The sequence below is a fragment of the Sphingomonas plantiphila genome (assembly GCF_046000505.1).
Lineage (GTDB): Bacteria > Pseudomonadota > Alphaproteobacteria > Sphingomonadales > Sphingomonadaceae > Sphingomonas > Sphingomonas plantiphila.
This window is the reverse complement of sequence record NZ_JBELQC010000001.1, coordinates 960,612-977,314: the sequence shown is the minus strand read 5'-3', so window position 1 is coordinate 977,314 and position 16,703 is coordinate 960,612. Positions and strand designations below refer to the sequence as shown.

The following is a 16,703-nucleotide window of genomic DNA, read 5'->3' as shown; positions in this document are numbered from 1 at the left end:
GGCATGCTGATCCTCGGCCTCGAATCGAGTTGTGACGAAACCGCCGCCGCGCTGGTGACAGACGACCGCCGCATCCTGTCCCACCGCCTCGCGCGGCAGGACGAGGCGCATCGCCCATTCGGCGGCGTCGTCCCCGAAATCGCCGCGCGCGCGCATGTCGAGGCGCTCGGCCCGCTGATCGAGGCGGCGCTGGAGGAAGCGAACGTCGCCCTGTCCGATGTCGACGCGATCGCCGCCACCGCCGGCCCGGGGCTGATCGGTGGCGTCATGGTCGGCCTCGTCACCGGCAAGGCGCTGGCGCACGCAGCGGGCAAGCCGCTGGTGGCGGTCAACCATCTCGAGGGCCATGCGCTGTCCCCGCGCCTGGCCGAACCCGATCTCGCCTTCCCCTATCTGCTGCTGCTCGTCTCGGGCGGGCATTGCCAGCTGCTGCTGGTCGAAGGCGCCGGTCGCTATCGCCGCCTCGCGACCACGATCGACGATGCCGCGGGCGAGGCGTTCGACAAGACCGCCAAGCTGCTCGGCCTCGGCTTTCCCGGCGGTCCGGCGGTCGAGCGTAGCGCGGCGCTCGGCGACCCCTTTGCCGTCCCGCTGCCGCGCCCGCTGGTCGGATCGGGCGAGCCGCACTTCTCCTTCGCCGGCCTCAAGAGCGATGTCGCGCGCAAGGTCGGCAAATTCGCGCCCGAGGATCTCGCCGCCTCGTTCCAGCAGGCGGTGGTCGATTGCCTGGTCGATCGCACCCGCATCGCGCTGACCAAGGCACCGCAGGCGACCGCGTTGGTCGTCGCGGGCGGCGTCGCGGCCAACACCGCAGTCCGCAACGCACTGACCACGCTCGCCGCCGCGCAAGGCTTGCCCTTCATCGCGCCGCCGCTCTGGCTCTGCACCGACAATGCCGCCATGATCGCCTGGGCCGGGGTCGAGCGGTTCGCGCTCGGCCTGACCGATCCGCTCGACATGCCCGCGCGCCCGCGCTGGCCGCTCGATCCGGATGCGGAAAAGGTGCGTGGAGCAGGGGTAAAGGCATGAAGATCGGAGTGCTGGGCGGCGGAGCATGGGGGACGGCGCTGGCGCAGGTCGCGGCACGTGGCGCGCAGCCCGTGACGCTGTGGGCGCGCGAGGATGACGTCGTGACATCGGTCAATACGGCGCATGAGAATGCGAGCTTCCTCCCCGGCGTCCCGCTCTCCCCGTCGATCCGCGCGACCAGCGACCTTGCCGACCTGTCCGATCGCGATGCGCTGCTCGTCGTCGTGCCCGCGCAATTCCTCCGCGCGGTGCTCGCGCAGCTCCCCGCCGGGAACCGCCCGCTGGTGCTGTGCGCCAAGGGGATCGAGGCGGGGACGCAGAAGCTCGTCGCCGAGGTCGCGCGCGAACTTCATCCGGCGGCTCCGGTGGCGGTCCTGTCCGGCCCGACCTTCGCGCATGAGGTGGCGAAGGGCCTTCCCACCGCGGTCACCTTGGCGTGCGAGGACGAAGCCCTGCGCGACGCGCTCGCCGAGCGACTCGGCAGCCCCACCTTCCGCACCTATGGCTCGTCCGACGTGGCTGGCGCCGAGATCGGCGGGGCGGTCAAGAATGTGCTCGCCATCGCCTGCGGCGTGGTCGAGGGCGCGGGCCTCGGCCTCAACGCGCGCGCCGCACTGATCGCGCGCGGCTTTGCCGAGATGACGCGTTTCGGCGTCGCCCGCGGCGGGCGGCCCGAGACGCTGGCAGGCCTGTCGGGTCTTGGCGATCTCGTCCTCACCTGCTCCTCGACCAATTCGCGCAACTTCTCGCTCGGCCTCGGTCTTGGCCAAGGTAAGGCCGCGACCGAGCTGCTCGCTGACCGCCGCACGGTGGCCGAGGGCGCCGCCACCGCCCCGGTCCTGCGCGAGGCGGCGCGCGCGGCGGGGGTCGAGATGCCGGTGACCGAGGCGGTATGCGCGCTGCTCGAAGGCACGCCGGTCCGCGCCGTGGTCGACGCCTTGCTCGCCCGCCCGCCGCGCGGGGAAAGCGCATGAGATGGGCGGCGATGCTGCGGGGGATCAACCTCGGCAAGCGTCAGCTCAAATCTGCCGAACTCAGATCAGTGGTCGAGGGGTTGGGGTTCGACGACGTCAAGACCCTGCTCGCCTCCGGCAACGTCGTCTTCACGGCCCCGGGTGCGACGGCAGAGGGGCTGGAGGCGCAACTTCACGACGCGCTCGCGCGAGCGACCGGCCTCAAGTCCGAGGTTTTCGTGCGTACACCGCAGGAGATGGACTCAGTCGTCGCCGCAAACCCCTTCCCCGATGCGGCACGCGAGCGCCCGAGCTTCCTCGTCGTTACCTTTCATCGCAAGCCGGTCGACGCCGAAGCGGTCGACGCGCTGATCGCGCGGTATGACGGCCCCGAACGTGCGCGCGCAATCGACCGCGAACTCTATATCGATTTCCCCGAAGGCCAGGCGCGTTCGATGCTGCACGCACCGTTGGTCAAGGCGACAGGCGATGCGGTCACCACCGGGCGCAACTGGAACACGGTGCTCAAGATTCGCGACGCCCTCTAGGGGTTGCCTCAGCCCATCGCGCGTGCGGCAAGCCCCTTGCAGTCGGCATCGGTCGCCAGCGGCGGTCGGTCTCCCGCGATTGCATCGCCGATCATCTTCAGCACGCCGCCGACATTGGTTTTTTCCCCGGGAACGCGCGGCACCGGTGCCTTGACCGTGCCGCCGATCGGGACCGGCTTGGTGAGCCGCAGGATGCTGTCCTTCTTGGGCGACCCCATCATGCTCAGCGCCAACCGCTCCGACGCCAGGTCGATCGTCCCCGAAAAGCGCGATTGCGAACGCGAGGTATCGATCAGCAGCGGATTCATCCGCGCGGTCCCGTTCTTCACGTCCATCCGCACGATCAGGCAGCGCAGCGTCGCCACCGCATCCTTGTCCGCAAACACCCCGCGCCCGACATCGAGGCCCAGGAACGACGCCAGCTTCGACGGGATCCGCCCCGATCCCGAAACCAGCGCAACGCGGCCGGAAGAGCGGCCGACCGCCTCGCGCACCGTCTCGCCGCTGCCGGTCAGTCGCGCCATTCCCCGCAGCGTCGCATCGATCTCTCCACCCCCCGCGAGCGTGCCGATGGTGGTGCCGTCGAGCTTGAGATCGAGCGTCAGCGTCGGCTTCGCCTTGCCCGCGCGCTGATCGACCACCACGCGACCCCCCAGCACGCCCCGGACCATGCCGACCTCGAACGGGTCGACCGTCAGCCGCGAGCGGTCCAGCGTCAGCGTGCCCGAAATCTTGCGAAAGGGCTCGTTGTGGCGCGACACCAGCCGGTCGACCTTCACCTTCAGCACGCCGTCGACATCGTCGAGATTCTTGAGGTCGATCCGCGTCGCCGGGACGATGCGCGGACCCGCAGCGGCACGCTTGGCGGCGGCGATGGCAAGGCCGCGATCGTTCGCCAGATCCTCGAAGTCGAGCACGGCGAGCCGCAGCGTGCCGTCGATCCTGGTCCGCTCGGTGCCCTTGTCCACGGTCGCCACCGCGTTCGATAGCCGCGATCGCCCGACCGTCCCTGAAAGCCGCTCGACCCGCCATACATCGCCCTTGCGCGATACGCGTCCGGTCAGCGCAACCGGCTGGGTGCCGAACAGGCCCGCCTCGATCACCCGGTCGATGTCGAGCAGGTCGTTGCCGCGCGCGCGCAGGTCGAACGCCATGTCGCGCGTATCGAGCGGCGCGGCCATGGCACCTTGCGCGACGATGCGCGTCGTGGTTCCGATCAGCGCCGCGCCGAACGGCCAGCGCGCACCGCCCGCGATCGGCGCGCCGCGGATCGCGAGCTGGATCGGTTCCTCGGCGAGCCTGCCGCGTCCCGACGCGCGAAATCCATCATCATCCGAATCCACGCGGAGCACTGCGCGTCGATCCTTGAGCGCATCTCGATAGTCGAGCGTCAGGTTACGCACCGTCAGCGCGTCGAGCCCACCGCCGCCGCCGCTGCGCCGCTCGGGTCGGCGATCCCAGTTCTTGCGCCCGTCCTTCGCACGGATCAGCACCAGCCGACCATTGGTCGCCGCCACCGGCTCGGGACGGATCCGGCCGATCAGGATCGGCAATACCGGCAGCCGCACCGCGACATGATCGACCTGAACCATCGCGCCCTTGCCCGCCCAGGACGGCTGCGCGATCCGGAGGTCGCGAATGTCGAGCATCGGATTGAACGAAAACCGGCTGGCGCGCTCGATCGATCCGATCGTCACCGGCGCATCGAACTGGTCCGCCAGCGCGCGCTCGGCGCGTTCCTTGAACATGCCCCAGGGCATCATCGCCAGCAGCAGGATAAGGACGAGCAGCGTCACCGCCACGCCGACAGCAATGCGAGTGATCAGGGTTCGGGCGCGGGCGGTCATCGCCGCTCGACGCGCTGCCCCCGCTTTCGTTCCGCGCGCGTTTCAGAAATCGACGGCGATGCCCTTGCGCTCCCAGTCGCCATAACGGGTCGGATCGGCGCCGAGCGGGTCCGTCTCCGCCTTTTTCCCCTCGGCCGGCTTGGGCAGAGGCGGACTTTTGGAGAGGTAGGCGGGTGGTTTCACGTGCGGCGGGCGCTGGCCCATGCGATCCTCGATTGAAGCAGATGGCGATCCATCCCACATTGGGGGCGCAAAGGAGCGCATACAAGTGAACGGTTTCAAGACGACGATGCTGCTGGCCGCGCTGACCGCGCTGTTCATGGCCCTGGGCTTCACCATCGGCGGGCGCGGCGGGATGATCCTGGCGCTGCTGTTCGCGGTGGGGATGAACGTCTTCACCTATTGGAACGCCGACAAGATCGTCCTGAAGATGCACGGCGCGCGCGAGGTCGATGCGGCCAGCGCCCCCGAATTCCACGGCCTCGTCGCCGGGCTGGCCCAGCGCGCGCAGCTGCCGATGCCCAAGGTCTACATCATCGATTCGCCCCACCCCAACGCCTTCGCCACCGGCCGCAATCCGGAAAATGCGGCCGTTGCGGCGACCACCGGGTTGCTCAACCTGCTCGATCGCGACGAGATTGCCGGCGTGATGGCGCATGAACTCGCGCATGTCCGCAATCGCGACACGCTGATCATGACGATGGTCGCGACGATCGCCGGGGCGATCTCGATGCTCGCCAATTTCGGGCTGTTCTTCCGCGGCGGCGGGGACAATCGCGGCGCGATGCTGGCGACCATCCTCGCGGTGATCGTCGCACCCTTTGCCGCGATGATCGTCCAGATGGCGATCAGCCGAACTCGCGAATATGGCGCGGACAAGGGCGGTGCCGAGATTTCCGGCAACCCGCGCGCGCTGGCCTCTGCGCTCGCCAAGCTCGCTCAGGGCGCACAGCGCATTCCCAACCCGGTGGCCGAACGCAATCCGGCCGCGTCGCAGCTCTATATCGTCCCGGGCCTCTCGCGCGGCGGCGACAGCCTGTTCTCGACCCATCCCGACACCGGCAACCGCATCGCCGCGCTCGAGGAGATGGCGCTCGCAATGGGCGCAAGCGCTCCGCTGGACATGTTCGCGCAGCCCGCACCCAAGGTGTCCGCCGACCGCCCCTCCGCGCTCGGCATGCGGCCCAAGCCGCGCCGGGGCAGCGCGCTCGATCCCAACCGACGCGGATGATGCTTTGGGGGTGAACGCGCGCGACAATCGGCGTAGGGGCTGCTGATGCCCCGGCCTGCCACCCCCCGTCCCCCTGCCGATCCCCCCGGCGTCCCCGCCCGCCGCGCCGCGCTCCGCCTGCTCGATGCCGTGCTACGCCGTGGCCTTGCCATCGAACAGGCGCTCGACGGGTCGACCCAGGGCCTTGCCCCGTCCGACCGCGGCCTCGCACACGCCATCGCCGCCGAAGTGCTGCGCCGTCTCACCGATCTCGACGATCTGATCGACAGCGCGACGCGCAACCGCCTGCCCGACGACGCAAAGGCACGCTTCGTGCTGCGCATCGCGCTGGTCCAGGCGCTGCGGCTCGGTACGCCGCCGCATGCGGCGATCTCGACCGCGCTGCCGCTGGTCGATGGCGGCCCGCGCAAGCTGGTCCATGGCGTATTCGGCACGTTGCTGCGCCAGAATGCGGCGCTCAACGATCCGCCCGCGCTCCCTGGCACGGCCTATGCCCGGATCGCCGGCAACTGGGGCGAGCGGGTCGCCGATGCGGCGGGCGCCGCGATTGCCGCCCCGCCCCCGCTCGATCTCACCCTGCGCGGGGAATCAGAGGTCGAGGGCGAGAGCCTCCTCCCGCGCCACGTCCGCGTCGCGGCGGGCACGAGCATTCCCGAACTCGCCGGTTTTGCCGAAGGGGAGTGGTGGGTTCAGGATCTCGCCGCCTCGCTTCCCGCCCGCCTGATCGGCGCCAGAAACGGCAGCGGTTCGGGACGTGCGCTGGATCTGTGCGCGGCCCCCGGCGGCAAGACGCTTCAGCTCGCCGCCGCCGGGTGGGACGTCACGGCAGTCGACGTTTCGGAAAGTCGTCTCGCGCGACTTCACGAGAATCTGGAACGCACCGGTCTTTCCGCACAGGTCGTCACCGCCGATCTGCTGAAGTGGGAGCCGGGGTTCGAGGCCGATGCCGTCCTGCTCGACGCGCCCTGCAGCGCCACCGGCATCTTCCGCCGCCATCCCGACGTGCTCCATCGCGTCCGCCCCCGCCTGATCGCCGAGATGGCCGAGCTTCAGGCGCAGCTTCTGCCCCGCGCCGCGCGCTGGGTGCGCCCCGGCGGGCTGTTCGTATATGCCACCTGTTCGCTCGAACCCGAGGAGGGCGAGGCGCAGATCGAGCGCTTCCTGGCCGAGCACCCCGACTTCGCGATCGATCCGGTCCTGCCCGACGAGTTGCCTGACGGGATTCCCGTCGATCCGCGCGGCTGGCTGCGCACGCTCCCCGGCATGCTCGCGGAACAGGGCGGACTGGACGGGTTTTTCATGGTGCGGCTCATGCGAGTTGCCGCCTAGGTTCGAGGTGGTAAAGGGAAACGCATGACCCCCGTCCGCATCGCCCCGTCCATCCTCTCCGCCGATTTCGCCAAATTGGGTGAGGAAGTGCGCGCGATCGACGCAGCGGGGGCCGACTGGATCCATATCGATGTGATGGACGGGCATTTCGTGCCCAACATCACGATCGGCCCGGCGGTGATCAAGGCGCTGCGGCCGCACAGCGCCAAGCCGTTCGACGTCCACCTGATGATCGCCCCGGTCGACCCGATGCTCGAGGCCTTTGCCGAAGCCGGCGCCGACTGCCTGTCGGTCCATCCCGAAAGCGGCCCGCACCTCCACCGCACGCTCCAGACGATCAAGGCGCTGGGCAAGCGCGCGGGCGTGGTGCTCAACCCCGCGACCCCGGTCGATGCCGTCGATCACGTCATGGATCTGGTCGACCTGATCCTGGTGATGAGCGTCAATCCGGGCTTTGGCGGACAGAAGTTCATCGAAAGTCAGCTCGCCAAGATTTCCGCCCTGCGCGCGCGGATCGACACCAGCGGGCGCCACATCGATCTCGAAGTCGATGGCGGCGTCGATCGCTCGAATGCCGCACGCGTGATCGCCGCCGGCGCCGACGCGCTGGTCGCCGGGACGGCTGCGTTCAAGGGCGGCCCGACCGCCTATGCCGACAATATCCAGGCGTTGAGAGCCGGGTGAGCAGGGGCGGCGACGACGATGCCGCCGACGGGCTGGCCGCTGACGGGATCGAGCATGGCAAGCGCCTGATCCGGGTCGGTGGCGATCGCGGCCTGTCGCTCGCCGATCGCGTTTCCGACCGCCTCTTCAGGATGAGCTGGCGCACCCCGATCCATTCGCTGCGGCTGCGCGGCCGCCACCCCCTCAAGCTGATCGCGGTCACCGACGATCCGTTCATGGGCGATCCGGCGCGCGGCAACGCGTTGCTCGAGGGGCGGCTGATGTTCCGCGGCGAGAGCCATGACGTGGTCACGCTCAATCCGGCGAAGCCCGACTGGTCGGCCCCCTTTGCCGACTATTTCCATGGCTTCTCCTGGCTGCGCGACCTGTCGACCGTCGCGACCCGGCAACAGGCGGCCCCCCGGGCGGAAGCGCTGATGCGCAAATGGCTGGACGCGCATGCCGCGCGGGTCACCGATCCCGGCTGGCGCGCGGATCTGTGGGGGCGCCGCATCCAGTTCTGGGCGGCGCATGCGCCCCTGATCCTGTCGAGCACCGATCTCGTCTATCGCTCGGCCGTCCTCAACGCACTTGCCCGGGGCGCGCGCCATCTCGATCGCGCCGCCGACCGCGCGCCGCTGGGCGCCCCGCGCATCGCCGCCTGGTGCGGGGTGCTCACCGCCGGGCTGATGATCCCCGGGGGTGATCCGCGCCGCGCGTTCGGCGAAGCCGGGCTTTCCCGCGCACTCGGCGGCGCGATCAACCGCGACGGCGGCATCACCGGCCGCTCCCCGCTCGCGCTCCTCGATGCGATCCAGCTGTTGACCCTGCTGCGCGAAACCTATGCGGCACGGCGGCTCGACGCGCCGGGCTTCGTGACCGAAACGCTCGACCGCATGGTCAGTGCGCTGCTCGGCGTCTGCCACGGCGATCGCGGGCTGGCGAGCTGGCAAGGGGGATTGCCGCTTTCGGGCGAAATCATCGAGCAGACGATCGAAGCGACCGGCGCGCGCGTCCGGCCGCTGCGTCAGGCGCATGAATGGGGCTATCAGCGGCTGGCGCAGCAGCGCACCGTCGTGATCATGGACGCTGCGCCGCCGCCGATCGCGCGGGTGATGGCAGGCGGCTGCGCCTCCACCCTCGCCATCGAATTTTCCGACGGCGCGGAGCGGATCGTCGTGAGCTGCGGCGGCGCGCGGGGCGCCGATCTGCGCCTGCCGTCGGCGTTGACCGAGGGTCTGCGCACCACCGCCGCGCATTCGACGCTGATCGTGCGCGACAGCAACTCCACGGCGATTCATCCCGACGGCACGCTCGGACGCGGCGTCGTCGAGATGGAACTGAGCCGTACGGAGACCGAAACCGCGAGCCGGATCGATGCCGCGCACGATGGCTATGCCCGGCGCCACGGAGTCATCCATCGACGCACGGTCGCACTCGGCACCGACGGACGCGACGTGCGCGGCGAAGACAGCCTGCTTCCCGCGGCAAAGCGTGGCGGCAAGGGCGACGTTCCGTTCGCAATCCGGTTTCACCTTCACCCCGGAGTCGAGGCGTCTCCCACGGCTGACAATTCCGGTGCGCTGCTCCGCACGCGATCGGGCGCGGTCTGGCAGTTCCGCGCGCGTGGCGCCGAGCTTGCGATCGAAGAAAGCGTGTGGGTCGATGGCAAGGGCATTCCACGTGAAACGCAGCAGATCGTCTTGACGGGAGCGGCCCCGGCCGGCGGCGGGAGTGTCTCCTGGCTCTTCCACCGGGCACGGTAAGGGGTTGCAGCCTGATGCGTGCGGATTAAAGCGCCAAGCCATGACCAGCATCCCCATTCGCCGCGCCCTTCTCTCGGTCTCCGACAAGACCGGGATCGTCGAACTCGGTCGCGCGCTAGCCGACAAGGGGGTCGAACTCGTGTCGACCGGGGGCACTTCAAAGGCATTGCGCGATGCGGGCCTGGAAGTGCGCGACATCTCCGACCTCACCGGCTTCCCCGAGATGATGGACGGGCGCGTCAAGACGCTGCACCCGGTCGTACATGGTGGCCTGCTCGCAGTGCGCGACAATGAAGGCCATATGGGCTCCGCGTCCGAACACGCGATCGGCATGATCGACCTGGTCGTGGTCAACCTCTACCCCTTCGCGCAGACCGTGGCCAAGGGTGCGGACCGCGACGAGATTATCGAGAATATCGATATCGGTGGCCCGTCGATGGTCCGCTCGGCGGCCAAGAACCATGCCTTTGTCGCGATCGTCACCGATCCGGCCGACTATGCGATCGCCGCAAAGGGCGAGACGACGCTCGACGACCGCAAGCGCTTCGCCGCCAAGGCCTATGCCCTGACCGCGCAATATGATTCCACCATCGCTTCTTGGTTTGCCTTCGCCGATCAGGGCGAGCGCTTCCCCGAGACGTTGCCGATGGTGTTCAAGCGTGGTGAGGAGCTGCGCTACGGCGAAAATCCGCATCAGGCGGCGGCGCTCTATCTGCCCGCTGGCCCCGCCACCGCCGGCATCGCCCAGGCCGAGCAGCTTCAGGGCAAGGAACTCTCCTACAATAATTACAACGACGCCGACGCCGCGCTCGAACTGGTCAGCGAATTTCGCGATGGCCCGCCGACCGTCGTGATCGTCAAGCACGCCAACCCGTGCGGCGTCGCCACGGCCGATACGCTGGTCGATGCGTACAAGGCTGCACTTGCCTGCGATTCGGTCTCGGCGTTCGGCGGCATCATCGCCCTCAATCGCCCGCTCGACGCAGAGACGGCCCAGGCGATCACCGATATCTTCACCGAAGTCGTCGTGGCACCGGGCGCCAGCGAAGAAGCGAAGGCGATCTTCGCCGGCAAGAAGAACCTTCGCCTGCTGATCTGCGGCGAACTGCCCAACCCGGCACGCCCCGGGCTGATGCTCAAGACGATCGCCGGTGGCGCACTCGTCCAGTCGCGCGACAGCGGCCGCGTGGCGCAGGAGGCACTCAAGGTCGTGACGCAGCGTGCGCCGACCGATCGCGAACTCGCCGATTGCCTGTTCGCCTGGACCGTTGCCAAGCACGTCAAGTCGAACGCCATCGTCTATGCCAAGGATGGCAGCACCGCCGGCGTCGGCGCCGGTCAGATGAACCGTCTCGAATCCGCGCGCATTGCCGCATGGAAGGCTAAGGACGCCGCCGAAAAGGCGGGGTGGAGCGAACCCCGCACGATTGGCAGCGCGGTCGCCTCCGACGCCTTCTTCCCGTTCGCCGACGGTCTGCTCGCGGCGGTCGAAGCGGGCGCCACCGCGGTGATCCAGCCGGGCGGATCGATTCGCGACGCCGACGTGATTGCCGCCGCCGACGAAGCCGGCCTGGCGATGGTGTTCACGGGGATGCGCCACTTCCGGCACTGATGCAGTCCGCTCCGCGGACGCCGCCGGGTCACACCTTTTCGTCGGGCAATGTCGGTTCGCTCTTCGGCATCTTCTTGAACAGCTGGCGATCTTCCGGTCCGAACGCCCATTTTCCGATGATCGCGAAATAGACGAGGAAGATCGCCGGGACACCTGCCGACAGTTCGAGCCATTCCAGCTCGTGCGGCAATCGGGTGAAGCCCCAGCCGACCAACCCCGCCACCACGATCGCCGCGACGAAGCCGGGACGCAGGCTGAACACCGACGCCTTGGTCAGTCGCGACAGCATCCAGCATTTGATCGTCGAGCCGAGCGCGAGCGTCAGCGCCAGCGCAACCGCCGGCCCCGCCGCCTGGACGTTCACGCTCCACCCCAGCGCGCGCATCTGGAACACCAGCGCAAAGCTCAGCGCCGCCTGGAACCCGAGCAGCAGGATCGACACCATCAGGTTGCGGTGCCGTGCCATATAGACCAGCCCCGCCTCCGCCACCGCGCCGGGTGACGCCAGCACTTCGGCCGCTAGCAGGAAGCACAATGCCCCCGCGCCCGCGACGAATTGCGGCCCGACCACGCCCATCACGCCTTCGGCCGGTATGCCGCCCATCAACAGCAGTGCCGCCTGCGCCGTGATGATCCAGAAGCCGACCTGCTTGACCTGATGCGCGATCGCGACGCGGTTTCCGGCGGCGAGGTTGCGCGCGATCACCGGGCCCAGGATCGGGTCGAAGCTGGTCTTGAGCTTCTGTGGAAGCGAGGCGACCTGTTGCGCCATGTAATAGATGCCGACGATCGCCGGCGGGAACAGCAGGCCCAGGATGAATCGGTCGATATTGCGCGTGCCCCATTCGATCGCGTCGGCGCCCGCCAGCGGCATGTTCCGCCGGGCAAGCTGAAGCAATGGCGTCACCCGCGGCGACCAGCCATGGGGCAGGCCATAGCTGCGGATGAAGGGGATCAGGCTGGCGACCAGCGCCGCCGCCATCGACAGCACATAGGCCATGATCAGTCCATCGCGCGCCGAGGCATAGTAAAAGCCCCAGGCTGCGATGCTGATGGTCCACGGCTCGATGACCGCGCGTGCGGTCACCGTCGCCTTCACATTATGGCGATAGGCGAGCGCGGCGAGGCTGACGTCCGACCAAGCGATCGCGAAGACGATCACCGCAAGATAGCGGTCGAGCCCGGTGGTGCCGCTGTTGGGGAACATGAGCTCGGGGAACAGGAACAGCACCGCGCTCGCCATCATCGAGACGATGAAGGCGACGACCATGCCATCCCACACGACATGCGCGTGCGGCCGGTCGGTCGACGCGAGCGCCTGGGCGAGGCCGCGCTTCAGGCCGAGCGTCGCGAGCAGCGCCGCGAGTTCGACCACGACGACGGCGAGCGCGAACCGCCCCACCGTATCCGCGCCATAGAGCCGCCCGGCGATGAACAGGAACGGCAGGCGCGCGGCGAGGCGCAGGGCAAAGCCGAAGATATTGGTCCGCCCGCCCTTGGCGAGCGCGTTGAGATCGTCGTCCTGCTTCACGCCACCTGCTTCCGGCCGCGTTCGAGCAGCCGCATCGCGTGCGTCGCAGTGGTCCCGTGGAGCAGGATCGAGATCAGGATTATCACGCCGAGCGCGCCCCACAGGCGCACCGGCTCCTCAAACTGGCCATGATTGATCCCGTAGGCGAAATAAAACACCGATCCCAGCCCGCGGATGCCGAAGAACGCGATGACCGGCCGTTCGAAGGGTGCCAGCCGACACCCGGCCAGCGCGATCCACCCGGCCAGCGGCCGCACGATGAAGAGCGCGACCAACGCGAAGGCCAGTTCGACCCATCCGATCATCGCGAACAGCCCGCCCGCGGTCAACATGCCGCCAAACATCACCAGCAACGCCATCATTAGCAGCCGCTCCGTCTCGTCAGCGAAGTCATGCATCCGCGCATTAAAGTCATTGTCCCGCGCGGCACGGCGCAGCATCAGTCCCGCGACGAAGACGGCGAGAAAGCCATAACCGTGTGCCAGTTCGGTGATGGCGTATATGAACAGGGTCGCACCGAGCGCAACGAAGCCGTCGCCGGTTCGTGAAAGCTGGGTGTCCGCCGGGATGCGATAGATGATCTTGCCGAGCGCCCAGCCGCCCGCCCAGCCGAGGACGAACCCCACCGCCATGCGGATCACCACCGCGTCCAATGCCCAGGCAGCGACGTTGGAAATCGCCCAGCCCCCGGCGGCTACACCGATAGCCAGATGCACGAAGGGAAAGGCCAAGGCATCATTGAGTCCCGCTTCGGAGGTCAATGCAAACCGTGCCTCGTCGTCGCTCTCCGATTCAGGTTCGCCGATCTGCACGTCGGACGCCAGCACCGGATCGGTCGGGGCGAGCGAAGCTGCGAGTAGCAACGCAGTTGCAACACCAACCCCCAGCATTGCCTGACCCAGCAGGGTGAGCGCCAGGATCGTCAGCGGCATCGCAATGGCGAGCAACCGCACGCACAGCCGCCAGTTCTTCCAGCTGAACGCGCGATCGATCTTTAGCCCAGCCCCCATCAGCGAGACGATGACGATCAGTTCGGCGGCCTTCTCGACCAGGAACGGCCCTTCGATCGGGTGCAGCGCGAATGGGGTGAAGCGATCGAACGAGAAGAGCAGCGCGCCGAAGCCCACGCAGATGATCGGAAGCGACAGCGGCAGCTTGTTGAGCACCAGCGGCAGCCAGGACACGAGCAGGATCAGGACGCCCGTGCCCAAAAGCAGCGGAATATAAAGGTCGATCAGCGGCGCAAAGCTGGCCTCGACCGCGGTCAATGCGCGGCGCCCCAGCTCGGCCCGACGCCGATTTCGACCCCCAGGGGGACAGTCAGCGTCACCGCCGGCTGAGCCGCGGTCTCCATCACCCGGCGGATCACTGCCGAAGCCGCATCGACATCGCCTTCGGGCAGTTCGAACACCAGTTCGTCGTGCACCTGCAGTAGCATCCGCACGTCATTCAGCCCCGCTTCCGCGAGCGCCGGACCCATCCGGATCATCGCGCGCTTGATGATGTCCGCGCTGGTCCCCTGGATCGGTGCGTTGATCGCCGCACGCTCGCTGCCCGCGCGCTCGTTCTGGTTCGCTGCGTTGATCCGCGGGAAATGCGTCTTTCGACCGAATAACGTGGTCGTATATCCCTGCGCCTTGGCCTCGGTCAGCGTATCGGCGATGTACCGGCTAATCCCGGGAAAGCGCTCGAAATAGCGATCGATCATCGCCTGCGCTTCGTCGGGCGTCACGTCGAGCCGGCCTGCCAGCCCCCAGCGCGAGATGCCATAGAGGATTGCGAAGTTGATCGTCTTGGCGCGCCCGCGCGTGTCGCGGTTGACCTCGCCGAACAGCTCGGTCGCGGTGCGATTATGAATGTCCTCGCCCTGTTCGAACGCTTCGCGCAGCGCCAGCACATCGGCGATATGCGCGGCCAACCGCAGCTCGATCTGCGAATAGTCGGCCGACAGGATGACGTTGCCCGGCTCGGCGACGAACGCGTCGCGGATCTGCCGCCCGGTCTCGGTGCGGATCGGGATATTCTGGAGGTTGGGATCGGTCGACGAAAGCCGCCCGGTCTGCGCACCGGTGAGGCTGTAGCTGGTGTGGACGCGGCCGGTCTCGGGATTGATCTGCGCCTGAAGCGCGTCGGTATAGGTCGATTTGAGCTTCGACAGCTGGCGCCAGTCGAGCACCTTGACCACCATCTCGCGCCCCGGCGAATCCTTGTCCGCCGCGATCCGCTCAAGTTCGTTGACGTCGGTCGAATAGACGCCGCTCTTGCCCTTGCGTCCGCCCTTGATCCCCATCTTGTCGAACAGCACGTCGCCGAGCTGCTTGGGGCTGCCGATGGTGAACTTGAAGCCCGCGATGCCGTGGATCTCCTCCTCCAGCTTTGCCATCTGCTTGGCGAATTCGTCGGACAGGCGCGCGAGTACTCCGGCATCGACCTTGATCCCCGCCCTCTCCATTCCCGCGATCACGGACACGAGCGGGCGGTCGACCATCTCATAGACGCGCGTCGCACCTTCATATGCGAGCCGCGGCTTGAGCCGCCGCCACAGCCGCAACGTGACGTCGGCATCCTCCGCGGCATAGCGGGTCGCAGCCTTCAGATCGACTTCGGCGAAGCCGATCTGCTTCTTCCCGCTTCCCGTCACGTCCTTGTACGCGATGCAGCTGTGCGACAGATGCGTCGCCGCCAGCTCGTCCATGCCATGGCCGTGCAGCCCGGCATCGAGGTCGAAGCTCATCACGATCGTGTCGTCATAGGGCGCGACGTCGATCCCAAGCCGCCCCAAGATGATCAGGTCGTACTTCAGATTGTGGCCGATCTTGAGCACCGCCGGGTCCTCGAGCAGCCGCTTCAGCTTCGCAATCACCGTGGCACGGTCGAGCTGGATCGGCTTTTCGGCGAACATGTCGGTCCCGCCATGGGCGACGGGGATGTAGCAAGCGAGATTGGGATGCAGCGCCATGCTGACCCCGACGAGCTCGGCACGCGTCGCGTCGACTCCGGTCGTCTCGGTGTCGATCGCGATCCATCCCTGGTGCCGCGCCACCGTGATCCAGCGATCCAGCGCGGTCTCGTCGGTCACCGTTTCATAGCCGTCGTGGTCGCAGGGCGGATCAGGCTCGAGCCCGGGGACCTCATGCGTTTCCACCGGCGCATCGGCGACCGACGTTGATACGCTTCCCAGCCGGGCGAGTAGCGTCTTGAAACCATGATGTTCGAGAAACGCGCGCAGCGGCGCGTCGGGGATGCCGTCGAGCACGAAATCGTCGAGCGGTTCGGGTAGCGGCACGTCGCTGGCGAGCTCGACCAGCTTGCGCGACAGCCGTGCCATCTCGGCATGCTCGATCAGATTGTCGCGCAGCTTGCTTTTCTTCATCTCGGGCGCGGCGGCGAGCACCGCCTCGACATCGCCATGCTCCAAGATCAGCTTTGCCGCTGTCTTCGGTCCCACGCCGGGCACGCCGGGGACATTGTCGACGCCGTCGCCCATCAGCGCGAGCACTTCGCCGAGCTTGTCCGGCCCCACGCCGAACTTCTCGACCACCGCCTCGGGACCCATGCGGCGGTCCCTCATCGTGTCGAGCATGTCGATGCCGGGCTCGGTCAGCAACTGCATCAGATCCTTGTCGGAGCTGACGATCGTCACCTGCCACCCCTGCGCCAGCGCCGCCTTGGCATAGCTGGCAATCAGGTCGTCCGCCTCCCAGCCCAGCTCCTCGATGCACGGCAAACTAAACGCGCGTGTCGCGTCGCGGATCATCGGAAATTGCGGTTTCAGGTCTTCGGGCGCGGGCGGGCGATGCGCCTTGTACTGGTCGTACAGCTCGTTGCGGAAGGTATGCTCGCTCTTGTCGAGAATCACCGCGAGATGGGTCGGCCCCTCCGCCTTGTGCAGGTCGTTCGCGAGCTTCCACAGCATCGACACATAGCCATAAACCGCCCCCGCCGGCTCGCCATGCTTGTTCGTCAGCTTGGGAAGCACATGGTAGGCGCGGAAGATGAAGCTCGAGCCGTCGACTAGGTAGAGATGAGGCATCGCCGGGGGATAGCCGAGCTATCGGGCGGAACAAAGCCCCAACGAACACCCGCGGCGCGCGGGCGCCAGCAGGCGGGGAAGCATCGCCTAACCTCGCAGGTCGAACGCGGCTCCGGCAGCTGTCCAGTCGTAGCGATCGAGATCGTCGGGCATGCGCACTA

At 67.8% G+C, this 16,703-nt stretch carries 13 protein-coding genes; 8 read left to right on the top strand and 5 right to left on the bottom strand.

Features of this window, described 5'->3' with window-relative positions; translation table 11 throughout:
- The first annotated feature begins 3 nt into the window (after positions 1-3).
- From tsaD to ABS767_RS04710, 3 genes are read left to right on the top strand one after another with little or no spacing between them, the layout of a single operon-like run.
- Positions 4-1,029, top strand: a complete 1,026-nt coding sequence (gene tsaD / locus ABS767_RS04720; protein WP_408077203.1) for a tRNA (adenosine(37)-N6)-threonylcarbamoyltransferase complex transferase subunit TsaD — start codon at positions 4-6, stop codon at positions 1,027-1,029.
- Positions 1,026-2,003: an NAD(P)H-dependent glycerol-3-phosphate dehydrogenase gene (locus ABS767_RS04715; RefSeq protein WP_408077202.1), complete on the top strand. Its 978-nt coding sequence runs from the start codon at positions 1,026-1,028 to the stop codon at positions 2,001-2,003. Before tsaD ends, ABS767_RS04715 begins: the two co-directional genes overlap by 4 nt.
- Positions 2,000-2,530 carry a DUF1697 domain-containing protein gene (locus tag ABS767_RS04710; protein ID WP_408077201.1) on the top strand — a complete coding sequence of 177 codons (531 nt, stop codon included), beginning with the start codon at positions 2,000-2,002 and terminating at the stop codon, positions 2,528-2,530. The genes ABS767_RS04715 and ABS767_RS04710 overlap by 4 nt, the downstream gene beginning before the upstream one ends.
- Before the next feature lie 8 nt (positions 2,531-2,538).
- On the opposite strand, the gene ABS767_RS04705 is transcribed toward ABS767_RS04710, so the two are convergent.
- Both ABS767_RS04705 and ABS767_RS04700 read right to left on the bottom strand, forming a co-directional pair.
- Positions 2,539-4,377 carry an AsmA family protein gene (locus ABS767_RS04705; protein WP_408077200.1) on the bottom strand — a complete coding sequence of 613 codons (1,839 nt, stop codon included), beginning with the start codon at positions 4,375-4,377 and terminating at the stop codon, positions 2,539-2,541.
- 42 nt (positions 4,378-4,419) lie between these two features.
- On the bottom strand, positions 4,420-4,581 hold the full coding sequence (locus ABS767_RS04700; protein WP_408077199.1) for a DUF1674 domain-containing protein: 162 nt from the start codon (positions 4,579-4,581) through the stop codon (positions 4,420-4,422).
- Positions 4,582-4,645: 64 nt separating this feature from the next.
- Between ABS767_RS04700 and htpX the strand changes: the two genes are divergently transcribed.
- Genes htpX through purH form a run of 5 tightly spaced genes read left to right on the top strand, consistent with a single transcriptional unit; the run spans position 4,646 to position 10,978 of the window.
- A complete protein-coding gene (htpX, locus tag ABS767_RS04695) occupies positions 4,646-5,608 on the top strand; it encodes a zinc metalloprotease HtpX (protein ID WP_408077198.1) in 963 nt (320 codons plus the stop codon).
- A 45-nt stretch (positions 5,609-5,653) separates the two neighbouring features.
- A complete protein-coding gene (locus ABS767_RS04690; protein WP_408077197.1) occupies positions 5,654-6,937 on the top strand; it encodes an RsmB/NOP family class I SAM-dependent RNA methyltransferase in 1,284 nt (427 codons plus the stop codon).
- 24 nt (positions 6,938-6,961) lie between these two features.
- The gene (gene rpe, locus ABS767_RS04685; RefSeq protein WP_408077196.1) at positions 6,962-7,621 is read left to right on the top strand and encodes a ribulose-phosphate 3-epimerase; all 660 of its coding nucleotides are present in this window, start codon (positions 6,962-6,964) and stop codon (positions 7,619-7,621) included.
- Complete coding sequence (locus tag ABS767_RS04680; RefSeq protein ID WP_408077195.1) at positions 7,618-9,366, top strand: heparinase II/III family protein; 1,749 nt, start codon at positions 7,618-7,620, stop codon at positions 9,364-9,366. Before rpe ends, ABS767_RS04680 begins: the two co-directional genes overlap by 4 nt.
- Before the next feature lie 40 nt (positions 9,367-9,406).
- Positions 9,407-10,978, top strand: coding sequence for a bifunctional phosphoribosylaminoimidazolecarboxamide formyltransferase/IMP cyclohydrolase (purH, locus tag ABS767_RS04675; protein WP_408077194.1), 1,572 nt, complete (start codon positions 9,407-9,409; stop codon positions 10,976-10,978).
- Between the two features lie 28 nt (positions 10,979-11,006).
- Here purH and ABS767_RS04670 read toward each other — a convergent pair whose 3' ends face one another.
- Genes ABS767_RS04670 through polA form a run of 3 tightly spaced genes read right to left on the bottom strand, consistent with a single transcriptional unit; the run spans position 11,007 to position 16,542 of the window.
- On the bottom strand, positions 11,007-12,509 hold the full coding sequence (locus tag ABS767_RS04670) for a lipopolysaccharide biosynthesis protein (protein WP_408077193.1): 1,503 nt from the start codon (positions 12,507-12,509) through the stop codon (positions 11,007-11,009).
- Positions 12,506-13,777 carry a cation:proton antiporter gene (locus tag ABS767_RS04665; RefSeq protein WP_408077192.1) on the bottom strand — a complete coding sequence of 424 codons (1,272 nt, stop codon included), beginning with the start codon at positions 13,775-13,777 and terminating at the stop codon, positions 12,506-12,508. Before ABS767_RS04665 ends, ABS767_RS04670 begins: the two co-directional genes overlap by 4 nt.
- Complete coding sequence (gene polA / locus ABS767_RS04660) at positions 13,774-16,542, bottom strand: DNA polymerase I (RefSeq protein WP_408077191.1); 2,769 nt, start codon at positions 16,540-16,542, stop codon at positions 13,774-13,776. Before polA ends, ABS767_RS04665 begins: the two co-directional genes overlap by 4 nt.
- Positions 16,543-16,703: the final 161 nt, after the last annotated feature.